17 protein-coding genes and 1 pseudogene are annotated in these 21186 nt (G+C 45.5%); 17 read left to right on the top strand and 1 reads right to left on the bottom strand.

Translation table 11 applies throughout. From position 1 onward, the window contains the following. The first annotated feature begins 53 nt into the window (after positions 1-53). Positions 54-3131 (top strand): SusC/RagA family TonB-linked outer membrane protein, encoded by a 3078-nt coding sequence (locus tag H6A28_RS05585; protein ID WP_204479272.1) that lies wholly within the window; start codon positions 54-56, stop codon positions 3129-3131. Between the two features lie 20 nt (positions 3132-3151). Further along, positions 3152-4840, top strand: coding sequence for a RagB/SusD family nutrient uptake outer membrane protein (locus tag H6A28_RS05580; protein ID WP_204479271.1), 1689 nt, complete (start codon positions 3152-3154; stop codon positions 4838-4840). Between the two features lie 14 nt (positions 4841-4854). On the opposite strand, the gene H6A28_RS05575 is transcribed toward H6A28_RS05580, so the two are convergent. Beyond that, positions 4855-5709 carry an AraC family transcriptional regulator gene (locus tag H6A28_RS05575; RefSeq protein WP_204479269.1) on the bottom strand — a complete coding sequence of 285 codons (855 nt, stop codon included), beginning with the start codon at positions 5707-5709 and terminating at the stop codon, positions 4855-4857. Between the two features lie 210 nt (positions 5710-5919). On the opposite strand from H6A28_RS05575, the gene H6A28_RS05570 reads away from it, so the two are divergent. From H6A28_RS05570 to H6A28_RS05500, 15 genes and pseudogenes are all read left to right on the top strand, one after another. Then, a complete protein-coding gene (locus H6A28_RS05570) occupies positions 5920-7566 on the top strand; it encodes an alpha-L-fucosidase (RefSeq protein WP_204479267.1) in 1647 nt (548 codons plus the stop codon). Between the two features lie 4 nt (positions 7567-7570). After that, positions 7571-7951: an L-rhamnose mutarotase gene (locus H6A28_RS05565; RefSeq protein WP_204479265.1), complete on the top strand. Its 381-nt coding sequence runs from the start codon at positions 7571-7573 to the stop codon at positions 7949-7951. 11 nt (positions 7952-7962) lie between these two features. Continuing rightward, the gene (locus H6A28_RS05560; RefSeq protein ID WP_204479263.1) at positions 7963-8895 is read left to right on the top strand and encodes an aldo/keto reductase; all 933 of its coding nucleotides are present in this window, start codon (positions 7963-7965) and stop codon (positions 8893-8895) included. A gap of 17 nt (positions 8896-8912) precedes the next feature. Continuing rightward, a complete protein-coding gene (locus H6A28_RS05555) occupies positions 8913-9833 on the top strand; it encodes an amidohydrolase family protein (protein WP_204479262.1) in 921 nt (306 codons plus the stop codon). 17 nt (positions 9834-9850) lie between these two features. Continuing rightward, the gene (fucP, locus tag H6A28_RS05550) at positions 9851-11101 is read left to right on the top strand and encodes an L-fucose:H+ symporter permease (RefSeq protein ID WP_204479260.1); all 1251 of its coding nucleotides are present in this window, start codon (positions 9851-9853) and stop codon (positions 11099-11101) included. 32 nt (positions 11102-11133) lie between these two features. After that, on the top strand, positions 11134-12150 hold the full coding sequence (locus H6A28_RS05545; protein ID WP_204476094.1) for a zinc-binding alcohol dehydrogenase family protein: 1017 nt from the start codon (positions 11134-11136) through the stop codon (positions 12148-12150). Positions 12151-12370: 220 nt separating this feature from the next. Further along, positions 12371-14599 carry a S9 family peptidase gene (locus tag H6A28_RS05540; protein ID WP_204476093.1) on the top strand — a complete coding sequence of 743 codons (2229 nt, stop codon included), beginning with the start codon at positions 12371-12373 and terminating at the stop codon, positions 14597-14599. 215 nt (positions 14600-14814) lie between these two features. Beyond that, a complete protein-coding gene (locus H6A28_RS05535) occupies positions 14815-16683 on the top strand; it encodes a RelA/SpoT family protein (protein ID WP_204479258.1) in 1869 nt (622 codons plus the stop codon). A 165-nt stretch (positions 16684-16848) separates the two neighbouring features. Further along, positions 16849-17172, top strand: coding sequence for an ArsR/SmtB family transcription factor (locus H6A28_RS05530; RefSeq protein WP_204474549.1), 324 nt, complete (start codon positions 16849-16851; stop codon positions 17170-17172). A gap of 62 nt (positions 17173-17234) precedes the next feature. After that, on the top strand, positions 17235-17675 hold the full coding sequence (locus H6A28_RS05525; protein ID WP_204479256.1) for a nitrophenyl compound nitroreductase subunit ArsF family protein: 441 nt from the start codon (positions 17235-17237) through the stop codon (positions 17673-17675). 11 nt (positions 17676-17686) lie between these two features. Then, a complete protein-coding gene (locus H6A28_RS05520; RefSeq protein ID WP_204479254.1) occupies positions 17687-18394 on the top strand; it encodes an aromatic aminobenezylarsenical efflux permease ArsG family transporter in 708 nt (235 codons plus the stop codon). Positions 18395-18428: 34 nt separating this feature from the next. After that, positions 18429-18662 carry a thioredoxin family protein gene (locus H6A28_RS05515; protein WP_204474543.1) on the top strand — a complete coding sequence of 78 codons (234 nt, stop codon included), beginning with the start codon at positions 18429-18431 and terminating at the stop codon, positions 18660-18662. A 106-nt stretch (positions 18663-18768) separates the two neighbouring features. Further along, complete coding sequence (locus H6A28_RS05510; RefSeq protein ID WP_204479253.1) at positions 18769-19737, top strand: permease; 969 nt, start codon at positions 18769-18771, stop codon at positions 19735-19737. Between the two features lie 56 nt (positions 19738-19793). Further along, the gene (locus H6A28_RS05505) at positions 19794-20249 is read left to right on the top strand and encodes an arsenate reductase ArsC (RefSeq protein WP_204479251.1); all 456 of its coding nucleotides are present in this window, start codon (positions 19794-19796) and stop codon (positions 20247-20249) included. Between the two features lie 567 nt (positions 20250-20816). Continuing rightward, a pseudogene (locus H6A28_RS05500) lies at positions 20817-21015 on the top strand (helix-turn-helix domain-containing protein); the annotation flags it as partial. Positions 21016-21186: the final 171 nt, after the last annotated feature.

Genomic DNA, 21186 nt, shown 5'->3' with positions numbered 1-21186 from the left:
TTATGGATATACGGTTAGTTAACTTTGCAATGTACAATTTAAATCTAAAAAAGATGAAACACAATTCTATTAAGCAAATGTGGCAAGCCTTGAGAGTGTTTGTATTGCTCTTTGCTTGCTGTGTGAGTTCCGTGACATGGGGACAAGGGACAAACAATGTGAAAGGTCACATTACAGACACTAACGGAGAACCTTTAATCGGGGTTAGTATTTTAGTGAAAAATACAAGTAATGGGACTGTGAGTGACTTGGATGGTAATTTTGCGTTATCGGCTAATCCAGGGGATGTTTTACGAATCACATATGTAGGATATGATTCTCAAGAGGTACCAGCAGTATCAGGGAAGCTGATGCGGATTGTTTTGAAAGAGGATACAGAAGTGTTGGATGAAGTGGTGGTAGTCGGTTATGGTACACAGAAGAAGGTAAATCTGACTGGAGCCGTATCTGCTGTCACAAGTGATGACCTGATGAACAAGCCTGTCATGAGTACGGCGCAGGCTATTGCGGGATTAGCACCGGGTTTAAGTGTAGTACAAAATTCTGGACGTCCGGGTACTGGTGCTAATGTAAAAATTCGTGGAACAGGTACTTTCTCTAGTGCGGGAACCGATCCGTTGGTATTGATTGATGGATTGTCTGGTAATCTGGATGATGTGGACCCTAATGATATCCAAAGTATTTCTTTCCTAAAGGATGCAGCTTCAGCTTCTATCTATGGTAATCGGGCTGCCAATGGAGTAATCTTGATTGAGACCAAGAAGGGAGCACAAGGAAAAACGGTAGTTACTTATAATAACTCATTTGGTTGGCAAAGAGCTACAGAACTTCCTGATTTCCTTCCTTCATGGGAGTATGCACAGTATTATAATATGGCTATGCAGAATATGGGGAAACAAGATGCTTATACTACAGAACAAATCCAGAAATATAGAGATGGCTCGGACCCAGACAATTATCCTAATGTGAATCACTTGAAATGGCTTTTGGAAAGTGGCTCAGGTTTTCAGCATCAGCACAATGTCAGTATTCAGGGTGGAAATGCGACTACCAGTTATAATTTGTCTATCGGATACAGAAACCAGGAAGGACTTACAGCTAAGACCTCCAATGAGCGAATGACTGCTTTGTTTTCTTTGAAAAGCCAGTTGGGAAAATCGGTTTCTTTAAGTTTGAACATCAATGCGTATAATAATAAATACAATGCGCCTAATGGAGAGCCGACAAGTATTGACGGTATTATTGGGTATGCAGTACGTGAAGCTCCTATTTATGCAGGACAAAAATCCGATGGCTCTTTCGGATATCAGGATAACTATAGCCCGGAAGCATGGTTGGCCAGTGAGTCGTTTGTACAGAATATCAGCCGCAATATCAGTGCGTCAGGACAGTTGAGGTGGGAGACACCGATAAAGGGTTTGTCATTGACAGGAAAAGCAGGTGTGACATATTATACGAAATACGACAAAAGTTATCGTGCCGAAACTTATTTTGATGAAAACAAGACCATCGGTCCTTCTACATTAAATATATGGACGTCAAATAATACAAATACAATTTTAGAGGCATTGGTTAATTACGAAAGAACCTTTGGCAGCCATGATTTTAAGGTGCTAGCCGGTACTTCTGTGGAACAGACGTCTAACAAAGGTTTGGAGGGATACCGCAATACATTCCCTAATAATTCATTGTATGAACTGGGTGCGGGAGATGCTTCTACTGCAACCAATAACAGTTCCTTGGAAGAATATGCGCTGGTTTCTTTCTTTGGCCGTGTAAATTATGCATTTAAAGATCGTTATTTGTTGGAAGCAAACTTGCGTTATGATGGTTCTTCTCGTTTCGCGAAAGATAACCGTTGGGGTATTTTCCCTTCCGTATCTGTCGGATGGAGAATTTCAGAAGAAGATTTCTGGAGAAATGCCCGTATAGGTGAAGTATTCAACAATTTGAAACTGCGTGCTTCTTATGGTGTCTTGGGTAATCAGAATATCGGTGTATACCCTTATCAGCAGACATATGATTTAGGACATAATTATCCGTTAGGTAATCCGGCGACTTTAGTTCCGGGTACGTATGTTTCTACTTATCGTAACCCTGAAATTACTTGGGAGAAAACGGCAATCACTAATGTGGGACTTGATTTTGGCTTGTTTAATAATGCATTTAGCGGAAGCATTGAATATTTCTATAAATATACTTCTGATATTCTTGCTCCGGTGGAAGTTGCAGGTATTATCGGGCAAAGTGTAGGAGAATCAAATGTAGGAGCCGTATCCAATAAGGGTATTGAAGTTAACTTAAGTTATAATGGGCATATTGGAAAAGACTTCCGGTTTAGTATTGCACCTAATTTCACATGGGTGAAGAATGCAGTAGAAGAACTGGCCAATGGGGCTACAGAGGAAATCAACAACAATCGTATTGTAGGACAGCCAATAGGTATTATTTATGGATATCAAACAGAAGGTTTGTTTGTAGATCAGGCAGAAATTGACGCTGCGCCTGAACAGTTAGTGGGAAAAAGCGATTTAAAACCAGGTTATGTTCGTTATAAGGACATTAGTGGTCCCGACGGTGTACCCGACGGCAAGGTAGATGCTGAATACGACCGTACGGTGTTGGGAAGCACGACTCCTAAATTCTATTACGGCTTGAATCTTTCCGCATCTTATAAGGGATTTGACTTTTCTGCTTTGTTCCAAGGACTGGGAGGTTACCAACGTCAGATAGGTTCTTATATGGCTTATGCGTTCTATAACGGTGGACAGATTCAAAGATGGCAGGCTGAAAACTGTTGGACGGAAGCAAATCCTGATAAATGGGCAGAATATCCGCGTTTGGAAACCTTGAATATGAATAACCCGAATCTGCAGACATCTGATTATTGGGTCCGTAATGCAAGTTTCTTACGTTTGAAGAATCTGCAACTTGGTTATACGTTACCGCAGGCATGGACGAAGAAAATAGGTATAGAAAAGCTGCGTGTGTATGTAAGTGGACAGAATCTGTTTAGCTTTAACAGTTTCTATCAGGGGTGGGATCCTGAAAATGAGATTGGTACAGGAGACTCTCCTTCTTACTATCCGATTACAGCGATTTATTCATTTGGCTTTAACTTCAAGTTCTAATTATTTTAAATCTATTGTATATGAAACCATTATTAAATATATTACATATAGCCAAATTGTCCATTTATACATTGGCTTTGTCAGGAACACTTGTGAGTTGTTCGGATTTATTGGAGAAAAACCCTCCTTCTGCTATTTCAGAAAGCACATTCTGGACCGGTGAGAATGATGCATATTTAGCATTGGTAGGTTGTTATCGGTTTCAAACCGGATGGTCACACGATGATTTTGCTACCCCTCAAGGATTATTGTATCTGGATTTTGCCGGGGGCAATGGTACGGAAAAAGAAAATTTTACAACTTTGATGGCTAGCTCCAATACGTTGGCTACTAATGGAAATATTGAGTGGTATTGGAAAAATGCCTATATCCAGATTGCAAAATATAATAATTTCCTGGCTAACGTAGAAAAATGTCCGATGGATGAAGATACTAAAGAAAAATGGATTGCTGAGGTCAAGACTTTGCGAGCTTATTTCTTCTTTAATTTGGCGTTTTATTTTAAAGACGTACCTATGCCACTTGCCCCATTGAGTGTGGAAGAAGCGAATACGATTACTCAGACAGCGCAAGCTGATGTGTATGCACAGGTAGAAACCGATTTGAAGGAGGCTGTCCAGTTACTGCCAGACAGTTATGATGCAGAGGATTATGGACGTTTGACCAATGCTGCCGCAAAAGTGCTGCTATCCCGTTTGTATCTGGCGCAGGATCGTTGGAGAGATGCGGCAAATATCTTGCATGAGGTGATTATTTCGGGAGACTATGAGTTGGATCGCCGGAATGGAGAAGAAAGTTATGAAAAGTTATTCCAAATAGGAGGCGAATATAGTCCTGAAACTATCTTCTGCATCATGGGTATTGCAGATAAATATACCAACTCACGTTATCAATATTTGTATCCGGAATGTGCGTATGGTGGCTGGCATCAGTTTGCTCCTTATAATGAACTGGTGAAAGAATATTTCTGTACAGATGGAAAGGGTATTGAAACATCGGCTGTATATGATGAGAATGATCCATATGTAAATCGGGAGATAAGACTATATGCTTCCATATTTCTTCCTCCGGTAGGATCTTATCCGGGTACAACTTATAATGATATCACTTATAATTGTTTTTTGGGACCTAACACTGCGGATAGTTATAACCGTTACGCTTTGTTTAATGGGTATTGTCCGAAAAAAGGTTGTGATCCTTCAATTACTAACAATATCGCTTCGACCCCGACCTACACTCCGATTATGCGTTATGCGGAAGTCTTGTTGAGCTATTTGGAGGCGTTGAATGAAGTGGCACCGGGTGAAGTAGACCAGTCTGTTCTTGATTTGACCATCAATGACATTCGTAATCGTGTCAGTCTGCCAGGTTACCAGAAAGCAGATTTGCCTACTCAGGAAGATGTACGTAAAGCGGTGCGTAAGGAAAGACGGGTGGAACTTGCATTTGAGGGATTCCGCTATTTTGACGTGCTCCGTTGGGGTATCGCTGAACAAGAATTGAACCACACGTTTACGGGTGTGAAATTGTCTGATGATCCTTCTGCACCCAATTATCGAGGAAGTGGCTCTGCTGCTTCACCGGTAGACGAGAATATGTACTATCAGTTTGAAACTCGTACATGGGCCGCTCACAATCGTTATTTCCCAATTCCCCAGAGTGAAAGGAATGTGAATAAGAATCTGAAACAGAATGAAGGTTACAATTAATTTTTAGTTCTACGTTAATATAACCGGCGATACTCTTGAGGAGTTACGCCGGTTATTTTTTTGAACAGGCGGTTGAAATAAGAATAATCCTCGAATGCTAGCTGGAAAGCAATTTCCTTGACTGCCAGGTCTTCTGTAATCAGGAGCAGTTGAGCTTTTTCTATTTTCTTTTGGTTTATATATTGCAGGGGAGTCGTTCCCAGTTCTTTCTTGAATAGCCGGATAAAATGGTCTTTCGACAAGCAGGCTATTTCAGCCAGTTTTTCCAATTCGATGGGCTTGTCGAGGTGTTTGCGGATATATAGGATACTTTTGGCAATCCGGTTGTCTTCCATGGCTACCTTGGGCTGGGCGTGTTTCAGGAAATGCGACAGCAGTTGCAGTACAATGCCTCTTGATTCTACTTTGTCGCAGAATGCTCTCTGCCGATTCTTGAGCAGGTTCTGCATCAGGGTTGGATTGTTGTCGTAGGTGGTAGGGTCGGATTTTGGCAGCATCATGTGCGGATTGATTTCACATAAGCGCTGGAAAAGGGGCAGATCGAGTGGACCGGCTTCTATCTCTATTGGAAATTCCCAGCGTTCCAGCCAGTCATTTTCCGAGTAATGGTCCTCATAAATATGCAAGTAATAATGGACGAAATGTGAATGGCAGATGTTGGTATGCACGGTAAATGCCGGGACAAAGTACATATGATTGGGATATAAGGTGTGTATTCCGTCAGGAAGTTCTATCTGGGCAGTACCTTTCGTGACATAATATAGACGGGTAAACGGGCTGTTGACGTTTTTCCAGTTCCAGTCGGCATTGTGGATGGCCAGCCCTACATTCAGGACCAGCGGATGCAGTTGTTCTACTTGCAGATTCATAGGCTAAATTTTGGGGATAAATTTACAGTTTTATTTTTTCTCTTTGTAAAAGGACATCGAAATAAGTGTGAATAAAATAGGTGAAAAAGAGGTATGAGGGTAGCGTTTTGTCGATATTGACCTATAAACTTACCATTTAATCCTATTTGTTTTTGCGGTTTCTCTGTACATTTGTTTTTAGAAAAACACTCTAAATTAATAATCATACTTATGAAAGCAAAACTCATACTGGCTTCTTTATTTTTATCTATGGTAGGCGGACTGTCTGCCCAAACGTATCAGGTACCGGTTTCGGAAAAGGACGAACCAATGATGAAAGGGAAATTCGAACCTACTTGGGCTTCGCTTGAAAACAACTATCAGGTGCCGGAATGGTTCCGGAACGTGAAGTTTGGCATTTGGGCACATTGGGGGCCCCAATGTGTAGAAGGTTCCGGCGACTGGATGGCCCGTTCCATGTATATTGAAGGTTCGAATGAATATAAATATCATGTAGAGCATTACGGTCACCCGTCGGAAGTAGGTTTCAAGGATATCATTCCGTTGTGGAAGGCGGAGAAGTGGGACCCGGATAAGCTGGTGGCTTTCTACAAGAAAATCGGTGCCCAGTATTTCTTTGCCTTGGGCAATCACCACGACAACATGGACTTGTGGGACAGCAAGTACCAGCCTTGGAACTCGGTAAATATGGGACCGAAAAAAGACATTCTGGCTGGATGGGAGAAAGCAGCCCGTAAATACGGACTATATTTCGGTATCAGCCTTCATGCCGATCATGCCTGGAGCTGGTATGAACCTTCACAGCGTCATGATACGATTGGCCCGAAGAAGGGAATTCCTTATGATGGAAAGTTGACCAAGGCCGACGGAAAAGGCAAGTGGTGGGAGGGATACGACCCACAGGATTTGTATGCACAGAATCATCCGCTGAGCGAGAACAGCTGGGACAACGGGATGATTCACCGTCAATGGGCCTGGGGCAACGGAGTGTGTATTCCTACGCAGGAGTATTGCACAAACTTCTATAACCGTACCTTGGATGCTATCAACCGTTACAATCCCGACTTGTTGTACTTTGATGTGACAGTGGCTCCTTTTTATCCTATCAGTGATGCCGGATTGAAAATTGCCGCACATTTCTATAATCATAACATGGCCACACATCAGGGAAAACTGGAGGCGGTGATGTTCGGAAAAATCTTGGACGAGAACCAGCGGAAGGCATTGGTATGGGATGTGGAACGTGGGGCACCCAATCAGATTATCGACCAGCCCTGGCAGTCATGCTCTTGTATCGGCGGGTGGCATTACAATACGTCCATTTACGAGAAAAATGAATATAAATCGGCGGCATACGTGGCCAAACTGTTGATTGACATCGTGAGCAAGAACGGCAATTTGTTGTTGAGTGTGCCGTTGCGGGCAGATGGAACCTTTGACGAGAAAGAAGAAAAAATCTTGAATGAATTTGGCGACTGGATGAACATCAACAAGGAAGCCATTTACGATACGCGTCCGTGGAAAGTGTTTGGTGAAGGACCGATTGCGGAAGAAGACATTCCTTTGAATGCGCAAGGCTTCAATGAAGGTTCCTATAGTCAGGCCGGAGCCAAGGAAATCCGTTTCACCCAGACGTCAAAGGCTTTGTATGCCACTGTGTTGGCTTGGCCGGAAGATGGCAAAGTGAACATCAAGTCATTGGCTGCTGGCAGCAAGCTTTATGAGGGAGATATTCAGCGAGTAGAATTATTGGGATACGGAAAGGTCGACTTTACACGTACGGCCGATGGTTTGCAGGTGGTGCTTCCGGCACAGCCGTTGAATCGGATTGCTCCGGTACTGAAAATTATGAAATGATAAAATGGAAGGATATAGAGTAAAAGAGTATGGAATGCCGGTCAAACGCTATTGTCAGACGTTGGACTTGAAGAACAATCCGGAACTGATAGCGGAATACCGAAAAATACACAGTCGTGAAGAAGCCTGGCCGGAGATTCGGGAAGGTATCCAATCGGTCGGGATTTTGGAGATGGAAATTTATATTTTAGGTAGCAGGCTGTTCATGATTGTAGAAACGCCGCTGGATTTTGACTGGGATACCGCGATGAAACGTTTGGCGCAATTGCCTCGCCAGGCCGAATGGGAAGACCATGTGGCCCGTTTTCAGGAATGTGCGCCGGGCAGCAGTTCTGCTGAAAAATGGCGGTTAATGGAACGAATGTTTTATTTGTATGAATCTTAAATAAAATAACTATGCAATACCATGAAATTGGAAAAACGGGGATGAAAGTTTCAGCCCTGAGTTTTGGAGCTTCTTCATTGGGAGGAGTGTTCCATGACATTAAAGAAAAAGAAGCCTTGGAGGCAGTGTTTACAGCTATCGATTTGGGGATGAATTTTATTGATGTATCGCCTTATTACGGACACTACAAGGCAGAAACAGTGCTTGGAAAGGCGTTGAAGGATATTCCGCGCGACAAGTATTACCTTTCCACGAAGGTGGGACGTTATGGAAAAGATGGCGTGAATACGTGGGATTATTCTGGTAAACGGGCCACGGAGAGTGTGTACGAAAGCATGGAACGTCTGCATATTGATTACATCGATTTGATTAATGTACATGATATCGAGTTTGCCGATTTGAATCAGGTGGTAAATGAAACCCTGCCGGCCTTGGTGGAACTGAGAGAAAAAGGGGTGGTAGGTCATGTAGGTATCACCGACTTGCAGCTGGAGAACCTGAAATGGGTGATAGACCATTCTCCGGCCGGTACGGTGGAATCAGTGTTGAATTTCTGTCATCACTGCCTGTGCGATGACAAGCTGGTTGATTTCCTGGATTACTTTGAATCGAAAGGTATCGGTGTGATTAATGCTTCTCCGTTGTCTATGGGACTGCTGACGGAGAGAGGCGTACCGGCCTGGCATCCGGCACCTCAGCCGCTGGTAGAAGCTTGCCGGAAAGCGATGGAACATTGCAAGGCCAAAAATTATCCGATTGAGAAGCTGGCGATGCAGTATGCGGTCAGCAATCCGCGGATTGCCACTACGTTGTTCAGTACGGCTAATCCGCAGAATGTGAAGAAGAATGTAGCGTATATCGAGGAGCCGATGGATGAAAATTTGGTGCGTGAAGTTCGTGAAATCATCGGCGACCAGTTCCGTGTGAGCTGGGCTAACTCATAATGAGGAGGAAGTTGTATATGGGGTTGATCATAGATGCACATTCTCACTTGTGGTTGAAGCAGGATACGGTGGTCGATGGGCTGCCTATCCGTACCTTGGAGAATGGGCGGTCATTGTTTATGGGGGAAGTGCGTCAGATGCTTCCCCCGTTTATGACCGACGGAGTGAACAGTGCCGAGGTATTCCTGTCGAACATGAATTATGCGCAGGTGGCTGCGGCAGTGGTGACACAGGAATTCATCGACGGTTTTCAGAATGATTATTTGGCAGAGGTGGCTGCCCGTTATCCCGACCGTTTCTTTGTATGCGGTATGTGCGAGTTTCGCAAGCCGGGATACTTGGAGCAGGCACGTAAGCTCATTGCCCGTGGGTTTCGGGGTATCAAAATACCGGCCCAGCGGCTATTGTTGAAAGAAGGCCGCGTGTGGCTGAACTGTGAGGAAATGATGCAGATGTTCCATTTGATGGAACAAAATGGTGTGCTGTTGTCCATTGATATGGCCGACGGGGCTACGCAGGTAGGCGAGCTGGAGGAAGTGATTCAGGAGTGTCCCAACCTGAAAATCGCCATTGGACATTTTGGAATGGTGACTACTCCTGGTTGGACAGAACAAATCAAGCTGGCGCGTCATCCGAATGTGCGTATCGAATCGGGCGGTATTACCTGGCTGTTCAACGATGAGTTTTATCCGTTCAAGGGAGCTGTGAAAGCTATTCGGGAGGCAGCCGATTTGGTGGGCTTCGAAAAACTGATGTGGGGCTCGGACTATCCGCGTACGATTACAGCCATTACGTATCGGATGTCGTACGATTTCGTGAGCAAGTCGCGGGAACTGACAGACGAGGAGAAAGCCCTGTTCCTTGGAGAGAATGCCCGTCGTTTTTATGGCTTCCATGATTTGCCGGAGCTTCCTTATATCAAGAATATGTCGGAATAAGCGAAAGGTAGGATACGATGAAAAACAAGAGTTATACACTTCCGCTGGCACTGGTGTTCAGTCTGTTCTTTTTGTGGGCCATTAGCAGCAACTTGTTGCCTACGATGATTCGCCAGCTGATGAAGACCTGTGAGCTGAATACTTTTGAAGCCTCTTTTACGGAAACAGCCTACTGGTTGGCTTATTTTATTTTTCCGATACCGATTGCCATGTTCATGAAGCGTTACAGCTACAAGGCTGGCATTGTGTTCGGACTGTTTTTAGCAGCTGTGGGGGGATTGTTGTTCTTTCCGGCAGCCATGTTGAAAGAATATTGGGCGTATCTGTGCATCTTCTTCATTATTGCCACTGGGATGTGTTTTCTGGAGACGGCGGCCAATCCGTATGTCACAGCTTTGGGTGAGGCAGCCACTGCTCCTCGGCGCTTGAACCTGGCACAGTCGTTCAACGGGCTGGGTGCCTTTATTTCGGCCATGTTTTTGAGTAAGCTGGTTTTGAGTGGTACACATTATACGCGTGAAACATTGCCCGCGGATTATCCGGGCGGATGGGATGCCTATATCCAGTTTGAAACGGATGCCATGAAATTTCCTTATCTGGCACTGGCTGTATTGTTGCTGCTCATTGCTGTGGTCTTCCTTTTTGCCAAACTACCGAAGATTGGTGACGAAGGACACCGGGAGGCTACCAAGGAGAAACTGATAAACTTCGGGGTGTGGAAGCGGTCGCATCTGCGTTGGGGCGTAATTGCTCAGTTTTTTTATAACGGTGGGCAAACGGCCATCAACAGCCTGTTCTTAGTATACTGCTGTACATATGCAGGCATTTCGGAGACCGTGGCTACCACGTATTTCGGATTGTACATGCTGGCCTTCCTGATTGGACGATGGATTGGTACGGGGCTGATGATTCGTTTCCGTCCACAGGATATGTTGCTGGTGTATGCCTTGGTGAATGTCGTGCTTTGTCTGGTAGTAATTGTGTGCGGCGGACGGACCGGGCTGTATGCCATGCTGGGTATTTCGTTCTTTATGTCCATCATGTATCCCACCCAGTTCTCGCTGGCGTTGAAAGGGTTGGGCGACCAGACCAAGAGCGGGGCCGCTTTCCTGGTGATGGCCATCGTGGGAAATGCCTGTCTGCCTCAATTCACGGCTTATCTGATGCATATCAATGAGGAGATGTATCACATTGCATATATCGTTCCGATGGTTTGTTTCCTGTTCTGTGCCTATTATGGCTGGAAGGGTTACAAGGTGTTGGATTAAAATAGAAACGTAGAATTAAAAATAAGAAGAAAATGAAAGCTGTTCAAATTGCAGCTCCCCAGCAAATGGCAGTCGTGGAGATTGAAAAGCCTGAACTGCATGAAGGGGAGATATTGGTAAAAATTGAGTATGTAGGTTTTTGTGGTTCCGACTTGAATACATATCTTGGCCGGAATCCGATGGTGAAGATGCCGGTCATTCCGGGACATGAAGTCGGTGCCGTGATAGAAGCCGTAGGGGCGGGAGTTCCCGACAGTTTCAAGAAGGGCATGAGTGTAACGCTGAACCCTTATACGAATTGCGGCAAGTGTGCTTCATGCCGGAACGGACGTGTCAACGCTTGCGAACATAACGAGACGCTCGGTGTGCAGCGTAAGGGAGTGATGTGCGAATATGCTGTACTGCCCTGGAACAAGGTGATTCCGGCAGAAGGTATCTCTGCTCGTGATTGTGCCCTGATTGAGCCGATGAGCGTAGGTTTCCATGCCGTGTCACGCGGACAGGTGGTCGACAACGAACTGGTGATGGTCATTGGTTGCGGAATGGTCGGTATGGGAGCCATCGTACGTGCGGCCTTGCGCGGCGCTACGGTGATTGCCGTCGACCTGGATGATGAGAAACTGGCCTTGGCCCGCAGAATGGGTGCCACGTACGTCATCAACTCACAGACGGAGAATGTACACGAACGGGTACAGGAGTATTCCGGCGGCATGGGTGCTGATGTGGTGATAGAAGCCGTAGGCAGTCCGGCCACTTATGTGATGGCGGTTGATGAAGTGGGCTTTACCGGCCGTGTGGTATGCATCGGTTATGCCAAGAGTGGGGTAGAGTTTCAGACAAAATATTTCGTGCAGAAAGAGCTGGATATCCGTGGCTCGCGTAACGCATTACCGGCCGATTTTCGTGCCGTGATTCACTATATGAAAGCTGGCAACTGCCCGACGGAAGAACTTATTTCCCGCATCGTAGCTCCCGAAGGAGCTGCAGAAGCTATGGCTGAATGGGCTGCTCATCCGGGAAAAGTGTTCCGTATTTTGGTGAAATTCTGAGGCTGAAAATAGCTGCTGGAAAAACGCCTTTGCGTTTTACCTTAAACGTCCTTGCGTTTGAGATAAAACGTAAGGACGTTTTGAGGAAAACGCACTTACGTTTCAATCCAAACGCAAGTGCGTTTTTTTATGGCCGAATTTTGCCTATTTGTGTCAGAAATGTTGTATTTTTATCGGTGAATTCGACATTATTCTTTAAAACACTAAAATTAGTATGCAAATGAATATCAGAAAGACGGTTTTGATAGCTTGTTGCCTTTCTTCTCTGTCGGTATATGCACAGCATATCCCTACATTGGAAGAGGTGGTAAACGGAGGACTGGTGGTCACTAAAGGAGGAAGTCAGGTAAACTGGCTTTCAGACGGAAGCAAATATTCGAAGAAAGAAAAGAATCCGGCAGGAGGATACGACATCGTAGCATACGATGCCTCTGGCAAAGGAAAACGGGAAGTGTTGATACCGGCCTCTTCGTTTGTGAAACCGGGTACTTCCGATACGCTGTCGGTCAGAAGTTTCAGTTTTGACACATCGCGTAAGCAGGTGCTGGTCTATACGAATACGAAGCGGGTATGGCGCTATGATACACGCGGTGATTACTGGGTACTCAATATGCAAACGAAACAGTTGCGTCAGTTGGGAAAGAATTTCCCGGAGAGCAGCCTGATGTTTGCCAAGTTCTCTCCCGACGGGACGCGGGTAGCCTACGTAAGCGGGAACAACATTTATGTGGAAAATGTGGCCGACGGGAAAATTACCCAGCTGACTCACGATGGCAGCAGTACGATTGTGAACGGAACCTTCGACTGGGTGTATGAGGAAGAATTCTTCTGCCGGGACGGCTTCCGCTGGAGTCCCGACGGCAAATACATTGCCTACTGGCAGAGCGATACGGAAGGTACAGGCTGGTTTGATATCATCAACAACGTCGATTCTTTGTATCCGAAAATCATCCGCTTCCCTTATCCGAAGGCTGGAACCACCAATTCAGCCGTAAAGGTGGGCTATGTAGCAGCTTCCGGAGGAAAAACTACTTGGATTGACCTGCCGGGAGATCCTCGTCAGAATTACATTATGCGGATGGAGTTTATTCCAGAAAGCAATGACTTGTTTATCCAGCAGATGAATCGTCCGCAGAATACGAACAAGGTATGGATTGCGACTATCGGAGGTGGTGTGCCGAAAAACATTCTGACCGAAACCGATGCAGCTTGGGTGGAAACCAACGACCAGGTAACCTGGCTGAAACATAATACGTATTTTACCTGGCAAAGCGAACGGGACGGATGGCGTCATCTTTACCGGGTAAGCCGTGACGGAAAAGATATCCAACCCATCACGAAGGGTAATTTCGATTTGATTGAGCAGGTGGGCATGGACCTGAAGAAAGGACTGGTGTATTTCATTGCTTCACCGGATAACTATACTCAGCGTTATTTATATTCAGCTAACCTGTTTGGCAAAGGAGACGTGAAACGTCTTTCTCCGTTGAACGAACAGGGTCAGCACCGATACAATATCTCTCCTGATGGGAAGTATGCCGTGCATACTTTCAGCAATGCTGTCACTCCTCCGCGGATAGAGATGGTGGCTTTGCCTTCTCATAAGACTTTGTCGGTTATTGAAGAGAACAAGGAAGCGCTGGCACAATATCAGCAGCTGAAGTTGCGCCCGAAGGAATTTGTCAAGGCGCATTCCGGCAACTTGGTCTTGGATGCCTTTATGATCAAGCCGGTAGATTTTGATCCGGCAAAGAAATATCCGGTCATCATCGACGTGTATGGCGAACCGGCCAGTTCTACGGTGCAGGATGTATGGCAGGGAGGCAATATGTGGCACCAGTTCCTGGCCAACCAGGGGTATATCGTCATCAGCATTGATAACCGCGGTGCCGCTGCCCCTCGCGGTAGGGAATGGCGCAAGTGCATCTACGGTGAGGTGGGTACCTTTGCTTCCCAAGACCAGGCACAGGGCATCCTTGACCTGGCCCGTCAGTATCCGTTTATCGATACTTCCCGCATCGGCATTACAGGTTGGAGCGGAGGAGGAAGCCAGACCCTCAACTGTATGTTCCGCTATCCGGATGTGTTCCGTACGGGTATTGCCATAGCGTTTGTTGCCGACCAGCGGTTGTACGACACTATTTACCAGGAACGCTACATGAACACACCCCAGGCCAATCCGGAAGGCTATCGTAAAGGCTCACCCATTTCGTATGTGGAGGGCTTGAAAGGGAACTTGCTGCTCATACACGGTACTGGTGATGACAATGTACATTACCAGAACTGCGAGATGCTGGTCAACGAGCTGGTGAAACACGGTAAGGTGTTCTATCAGCTGTCTTATCCGATGCGTTCGCATGCCATCAACGAACGGGAAGGCACTACGTATCACCTGCGGAAATCGATGACCGACTATTTCTTGAAGAATCTTCCGGCAGGGGGAAAATAAACAAGAAGGCTGGCTGTGTGCCAGCCTTCTTTGTTTTAAGAATAATTCGTATCTTTGTGGAAACAAGGAGTTTGAGGATTGAAGGAATGAGATGCGATATCGATGAAGCGGGACTGGCTATTGGCAGGGGGAAAGGACCGTCAGGCCATTGGAGGCGTATCTTGGCAAGATAACAGAACAAATGGGGATAGATTATGGTGGAAAACAATGGGAATATGGAAGCGAATGCAGATGCATTGGACCAGTCTGTACAGGGACTTTTTTCGCACCTGGAGTCCAGAATGTCACCCGAGAATATGAAGCGCATCGTGGCTGCATATCAGCTGGCAAAAGAAGCTCATAAAGGGCAAAAGAGAAAAAGTGGGGAACCGTACATCATTCACCTTATAGCTGTGGCCCGCATTGTAGCCGAGGAGTTTGAACTGGGAGCCAATCCGATTATGGCGGCTTTTCTGCATGATGTGGTGGAAGATACACCCTACACCTTGGATGACATCCGGGAACGTTTTGGCGACGATGTGGCTTTCTTGGTAGGCGTGGTCACCAAACAGAAGAAGGCAGAGTACGACCAGTCGCAGCAGATAGACAACTACCGGCAGATTTTGGCATCCGTACGGTTTGATGTGCGGGCCATTCTGATTAAGCTGGCCGACCGCCTGCACAATATGCGTACCCTGGAAAGTATGCGGCCGGACAAACAGATGAAAATAGCTGGAGAAACGGATTATTTTTATGCCCCGTTGGCGAACCGTCTGGGCATGTATCATGTAAAGACCGAATTGGAGAATCTTTCTTTCCGCTTCCGCTGTCCGAGAGAATATTACTTGCTTGAGGGACTTATCGAAAAAGAAAAAGCAGCCAACGAGGATCGTATCAATAGTTTTTTGCGCAAGATGGAAGCCTTTCTGACGGAGAATCACATTCAGGCGAGAACCGAGATACGTTATCGTATGCCCTATAATATTTGGCGGAAAATGAACAGCATGGAATGTGACTTCCAGCATGTGGACGGCAAACACTATGTGCGTATCATTTATGAGGCTGCGGATGTGCAGGAAGAGAAGAAAATCAGCCTGCAAATCTATTCCGTATTGACTGATCATTTCAAGGAAAAGCCGGGCAGTGTATCCAATTACATCAACGCTCCCAAGGAAAACGGATACCAGAGCTTCCACCTGAAACTGTTGTGCGAGAATGGGAGCTGGGAAGAAATTCATATTTCCTCTGAGAGAATGGTCCGCAACTCCCGGTTGGGCTGTGCGGCAGAACGTACTGAATCGAACCTGAAAGGATGGCTGGATAAGTTCAAGTCCGTGCTTCAGGATGTGGCCTATAACAATGAGATGGACTACATGGACGGGGTGACGTCTTCTTTCTATAATGATGACATCATGGTGTTCACCACTGAGGGGAAAGGGATTATCCTTCCGAAAGGAGCGACTGCCCTCGATTTTGCCTACGAAATTGAAGGTCAGATGGGTGACCAAGCAATGTATGCCCGAATCAATGGCAAACTGTCGTCGGTAAAAACTGAATTGCATCGTGGCGATTGCGTGGAGATTGGGATGGATGCCCAGTCCAAACCGGACAAGGATTGGCTGGAGTGTGTCAAGACTTACAAGGCGAAACGGTATTTGCGTCAGTTCTTTCACGATCAGCCGGTCTTGAAATACATACGATGTGCCTGTTGTCATCCGTTGCCGGGCGATGAAGTGATTGGCTTTAAGGATGAAAACGGAAAGATTACGCTGCATACCCGGAACTGTGCGGCTGCCATCCGTCAGGCATCTCGGCAAGGGGATTCCATTGTGGCTGTCAGCTTCGAAGCCGATAATCAGTTCTTGTATCCTGTGCGAGTTCAGATTCGAGGAGTGGACCGGTATCATATTCTCAGCGATGTGGTGGAGTGCATCACAGATAAGTTGAGGCTTTCAATTGATTGCCTGCATACCGAAACGATAGACCGGATTGTGGAGTGTTATGTGGATTTTAAGGTGCACTCCAGAAACGAACTGGATAATGTTATCACTCTCATTGGCAGCATCGAGGGGGTAGATGAGGCTTATGGCATCAATATTGGATAAATAAGGTGAGGTAGTCCATAGATAAAAGTGCGGAGAAAAACATATGGTTAAAATCAGGAAACTTACTTTAATTGTATGTTAGATGTTAAAATATGACAATTCATTTGATGGATTAAAGTGTATTCGTAATTTTGCGAACAACAAACAAAAGGAGGAATAGAAAGGATGAAAAAGAAGTATACAGAAGAACAGGAAAAGATAGCCCGCTTTGCTAAGGCGATGGGTCATCCGGCACGCATAGCCATACTTCAGTTTCTGGCCTCTCAGGAGTGTTGCTTTTTCGGGGATATTCATGAGGAACTTCCCATTGCAAAGGCCACGGTATCGCAGCATCTGAAAGAGTTGAAAGAGGCCGGACTTATCCAGGGTGAAATTGAGACACCGAAAGTAAGATACTGCATTAACAAGGAAAACTGGGAAATTGCCAAAAAGGTGTTTGCCGTTTTTTTTGGACAACCTATATGCAAGAAAGAGGGCTGCTGTGAGTAAGCCCTTTTTTTGAATGATAAGTTCGTAGTTTTGCGAATAACTAACAATCAAAATAGAAAGACATGAAAAAGATTTTATTCTTGCTTGCTGCATGCTTCACCCTTAGTTCCTGTAGCATGAACGAAAAGAACGGAACAGAAGCACTGACTCAAAAAGAAGTGACAGTAAAAGACCATGTGGAAGTATTGTATTTTCATGGGAAACAGCGTTGTGCTACCTGCATGGCCATCGAAAGTAATACAAAAGCTGCGATAGAGGAGAGTTTTGCGGAACAGATCAAAAAAGGTGAGGTCGTATTTAAGGTAATAGACATCAGCAAGAAGGAGAATGAAAAGATAGCCGAGAAGTATGAGGTAACTTGGTCATCGCTGTTTGTTGTGAAATACAAACACGGACAGGAAACAAGCGAGAACATGACTGATTTTGCTTTTGGAAATGCCCGCAAGTCGCCGGACGTATTCAAGGCGGGGGTAGTCAAGACTGTCAATGAAATGCTGAAATAACGGAGAAGGTTATGGACTGGTTACAGACATTGCTGGATAACAGCTCCACTCCCGTACTGACGGCGTTTCTGCTCGGACTGCTGACCGCGCTGTCACCTTGTCCACTGGCAACGAACATCGCAGCCATCGGATTTATCGGAAAAGACATTGAAAACAGAAAGCGCGTTTTCCGGAACGGCCTGCTCTATACGCTGGGGCGTATCCTTTCATACACTCTGCTCGGAGCGGTACTGATTATGGTTCTGAAAGAAGGTTCCAGTATGTTCGGCATACAGAAGGCCATCGGAACATGGGGGGAACTTGTATTGGGGCCGCTTTTGCTCGTGATAGGTCTGTTCATGCTCTTTGGCGACAAACTGAACCTCCCGCAGTTCGGCTTTCACGGAAATGCGGAAGGTCTTGTCCGAAAAGGCGGATGGGGTACCCTGCTGATTGGCGTACTGTTTGCTCTGGCTTTCTGTCCGACAAGCGGCGTGTTTTATTTCGGCATGCTGATACCGATGTCTGCTACAGCGACAGCTGGCTATTTCCTTCCTGTAGTATTTGCCATTGCCACAGCCATTCCTGTGCTTGTCGTGGCATGGATTCTTGCCTTCAGTGTGCAGCAGATGGGAAATTTCTACGGCAGGATGCAGAAGGTGCAGAAATGGATGAATCTGATTGTGGGCATGGTGTTTATCCTCGTCGGCGTCTATTATTGCTGGATAATGTATTTATAAAACGAATCTGATAACAAACCAAATATTTACGAATATGGAAATTAAAGTTTTGGGTCCGGGTTGTGCCAAATGTAAATCAACCTACAATGTCATTGAGAAAGTGCTGAAAGAAAACCACATCGATGCGAAACTGACCAAGGTGGACGACATCATGGAAATGATGAACTACAACATCATGACCACACCGGCCGTGGTGATTGACGAGGTGGTGAAGATGAAAGGACAGGTCCCGACTGAAAGCGAGGTAAAGAAACTGCTGGGCATCTGAGGCACAGAATGATTTAATTGTGGGCGGCAGAGACAACCGTAGTGGAATCTGCCGCTCTTTTAATGAACTGGTTGTTCGTATTTAGACGAATTTAAATAGAATAGAAATGATACAGGATTTTGCTGACTGGCTCGTTTACGGGCTGTTCGGATTGAGTGCCGACACTCCGGTAGGAGTTGCCGTAAACTTCTTCTTTTATGATACAATTAAAATTCTCATACTTTTATTCTTCATCAGTGTTTTGATGGGCATCGTCAACGCTTATTTCCCGATAGAGCGTTTGCGGAACTATCTCGTCACACACAAGATGTATGGGTTGCAATACTTGCTGGCGTCACTCTTCGGAGCCATCACCCCGTTCTGTTCGTGTTCATCCATACCGCTGTTCATCGGCTTCGTGAAAGGCGGCATCCCTTTGGGGGTTACCTTCGCCTTCCTGATTACCTCCCCGCTGGTCAATGAGGTGGCTGTGGCCATGTTCTTCGGTTCATTCGGTCTGAAAGTGACACTGATTTACGTCATCAGCGGGATTCTGTTGGGAGTAATAGGAGGTATCGTACTCGGCCGTATGCGTCTGGCACCTTATCTGAGCGACTGGGTAAAGCAGATACAGGCCCACTCATCCGCCCAGGCTGATGAATGGGAAAAAGACCAGACTACCTTTATCAAACGACTCCCGACCATTGTCCGTGATGCCTGGAAGATTGTCAGCGGTGTACTTATATACATCCTGATTGGTATCGGTATCGGTGCCTTCATGCATGGCTTTGTGCCGGAAGGCTTCTTCCAGCAATATATGTCGAAAGACAACTGGTATGCCGTGCCTTTGTCTGTGATTCTTGCCGTACCGATGTATGCCAATGCCGCAGGTATCGTGCCTGTCATCGAAGTGTTTGTGGCAAAAGGTATTCCTATCGGAACCGCAATCGCTTTCATGATGACGGTCGTCGGCCTTTCCCTGCCGGAAGCCACCCTGCTGAAGAAAGTAATGACCTGGAGGCTTATCGGCATATTCTTCGGAACGGTGGCGTTCTTCATCATTCTGTCGGGCTATCTGTTTAACTATATACTGTAGATAAGATAATAATTGGGAACATCCTATTTTAAGTCAAACCAATAAAAACGGAATAAATGAAAGTATTGATTCTTTGTACTGGGAACAGTTGCCGCAGCCAGATGGCTCACGGCTTTTTGCAGTCATTCGATAAAAACCTGGAAGTATATTCAGGGGGTACTGAACCGGCAGCCCAGGTAAATGCCAAGGCAGTGGAAGTGATGAAAGAAGTGGGAATAGACATCAGCTCGCATGTGCCTACACACGTAAACACTTATCTCGATCAGGAATGGGATTATGTAATAACCGTTTGCGGTGGTGCCAATGAAAGCTGTCCTGCCTTTACAGGAAAGGTCGGCAAACGTATGCACATCGGTTTTGACGATCCGTCACATGCTACAGGCACGCTGGAGTTCATCGATTCGGAGTTCCGCCGTGTACGTGACGAAATCAGAAACGCTTTTGCTCGTTTCTACATCACGGAAATCAGAAAGGAAGAATTGCCGAAATGTGCTTGTGGCGGAAACTGCTAAGAAATAAGGACAGGGAGAAAGAGAAAAGAATGGCCTTTTTGAGCGATTCCAGATACAATAAGATTTTAATCGGATAATTAGGAAATCGGGTTACATGGGTAAAGAATGGCTCTTTTTCTTATCGGTTTGAACATAGAAAGATGCATATATCAAAAAAAAATACCGATCATCGGAAGGGTGATAAAGTCGTATCCGGTGGTCGGTTTCATTTCTTTGCTTTTTTATTGCTTATTATCCCTGTTCAAAATGGGCAAATGTGAACAGTTATTTGTTCAGAATCTGCAATTGGTTGTCGCCCATCATTCTCAGACCCTTAATTAAGCATTTAATAATAAGTCTCATTTTATAGTTGTTTTTATGTTTTGCAACACAAAAGTACGCATTGTTTGTTATATGGAATGTTGTATAACATATAATTTTTCATGAAAAGCCTGAATACTTGATGTATGTCAACGAGATGGTATAAACTGGTAATTCTAAAAGGTATTTCTCTTTAACGGAGTCTGAATGTTCCTTTTGGTTTTTCCTTTTTTGTGGTTGCTTGAAAGTTATTCAACAACAGTCTATATTGTTTATGTTTTTGAATGGGTAAAGGCATTCCACTCAAATTTCGACAGGCTGCTGGCCCTGCTCGAAAGATTGCTGGAGAAACGACAACCGTCTGCCTATGGCGATGAACTGCTCAGACAAGGAAGTGGCATACCTGCTGAAAGTGAGCCGGAGAACCTTACAGGACTATCGTAACAACGAGATTCTGTCTTATACGTAAGTAGGTTGCAAGATTCTTTTCCGGGTATCTGATATAGAAAGGTAAGCATTCGTTAAACTACAGGTATTGAACTTTATATACAACAATAGCGACTGTCACTATAAACCTAATAGTTGCAGTCGCTATTATTTTGTTGAACCTATATGTTGCAGTCAGCACCGGTTGCCG

It is taken from the genome of Bacteroides mediterraneensis, from assembly GCF_016900355.1.
Taxonomy (GTDB): domain Bacteria; phylum Bacteroidota; class Bacteroidia; order Bacteroidales; family Bacteroidaceae; genus Phocaeicola.
The sequence above is the reverse complement of the archived record's forward strand: the minus strand, read 5'-3'. Positions and strand labels throughout refer to the sequence as shown.

Coding starts and splice junctions, on each gene's coding strand:
- H6A28_RS05585 (WP_204479272.1), top strand. CDS start 54: ATGAAACACAATTCTATTAAGCAAATGTGGCAAGCCTTGAGAGTGTTT.
- H6A28_RS05565 (WP_204479265.1), top strand. CDS start 7,571: ATGGAAGGATATAGAGTAAAAGAGTATGGAATGCCGGTCAAACGCTAT.
- H6A28_RS05520 (WP_204479254.1), top strand. CDS start 17,687: ATGGACTGGTTACAGACATTGCTGGATAACAGCTCCACTCCCGTACTG.
- H6A28_RS05540 (WP_204476093.1), top strand. CDS start 12,371: ATGAATATCAGAAAGACGGTTTTGATAGCTTGTTGCCTTTCTTCTCTG.
- H6A28_RS05515 (WP_204474543.1), top strand. CDS start 18,429: ATGGAAATTAAAGTTTTGGGTCCGGGTTGTGCCAAATGTAAATCAACC.
- H6A28_RS05535 (WP_204479258.1), top strand. CDS start 14,815: ATGGAAGCGAATGCAGATGCATTGGACCAGTCTGTACAGGGACTTTTT.
- H6A28_RS05575 (WP_204479269.1), bottom strand. CDS start 5,709: ATGAATCTGCAAGTAGAACAACTGCATCCGCTGGTCCTGAATGTAGGG.
- H6A28_RS05530 (WP_204474549.1), top strand. CDS start 16,849: ATGAAAAAGAAGTATACAGAAGAACAGGAAAAGATAGCCCGCTTTGCT.
- H6A28_RS05505 (WP_204479251.1), top strand. CDS start 19,794: ATGAAAGTATTGATTCTTTGTACTGGGAACAGTTGCCGCAGCCAGATG.
- H6A28_RS05580 (WP_204479271.1), top strand. CDS start 3,152: ATGAAACCATTATTAAATATATTACATATAGCCAAATTGTCCATTTAT.
- H6A28_RS05560 (WP_204479263.1), top strand. CDS start 7,963: ATGCAATACCATGAAATTGGAAAAACGGGGATGAAAGTTTCAGCCCTG.
- H6A28_RS05510 (WP_204479253.1), top strand. CDS start 18,769: ATGATACAGGATTTTGCTGACTGGCTCGTTTACGGGCTGTTCGGATTG.
- H6A28_RS05570 (WP_204479267.1), top strand. CDS start 5,920: ATGAAAGCAAAACTCATACTGGCTTCTTTATTTTTATCTATGGTAGGC.
- H6A28_RS05545 (WP_204476094.1), top strand. CDS start 11,134: ATGAAAGCTGTTCAAATTGCAGCTCCCCAGCAAATGGCAGTCGTGGAG.
- H6A28_RS05525 (WP_204479256.1), top strand. CDS start 17,235: ATGAAAAAGATTTTATTCTTGCTTGCTGCATGCTTCACCCTTAGTTCC.
- H6A28_RS05555 (WP_204479262.1), top strand. CDS start 8,913: ATGGGGTTGATCATAGATGCACATTCTCACTTGTGGTTGAAGCAGGAT.
- fucP (WP_204479260.1), top strand. CDS start 9,851: ATGAAAAACAAGAGTTATACACTTCCGCTGGCACTGGTGTTCAGTCTG.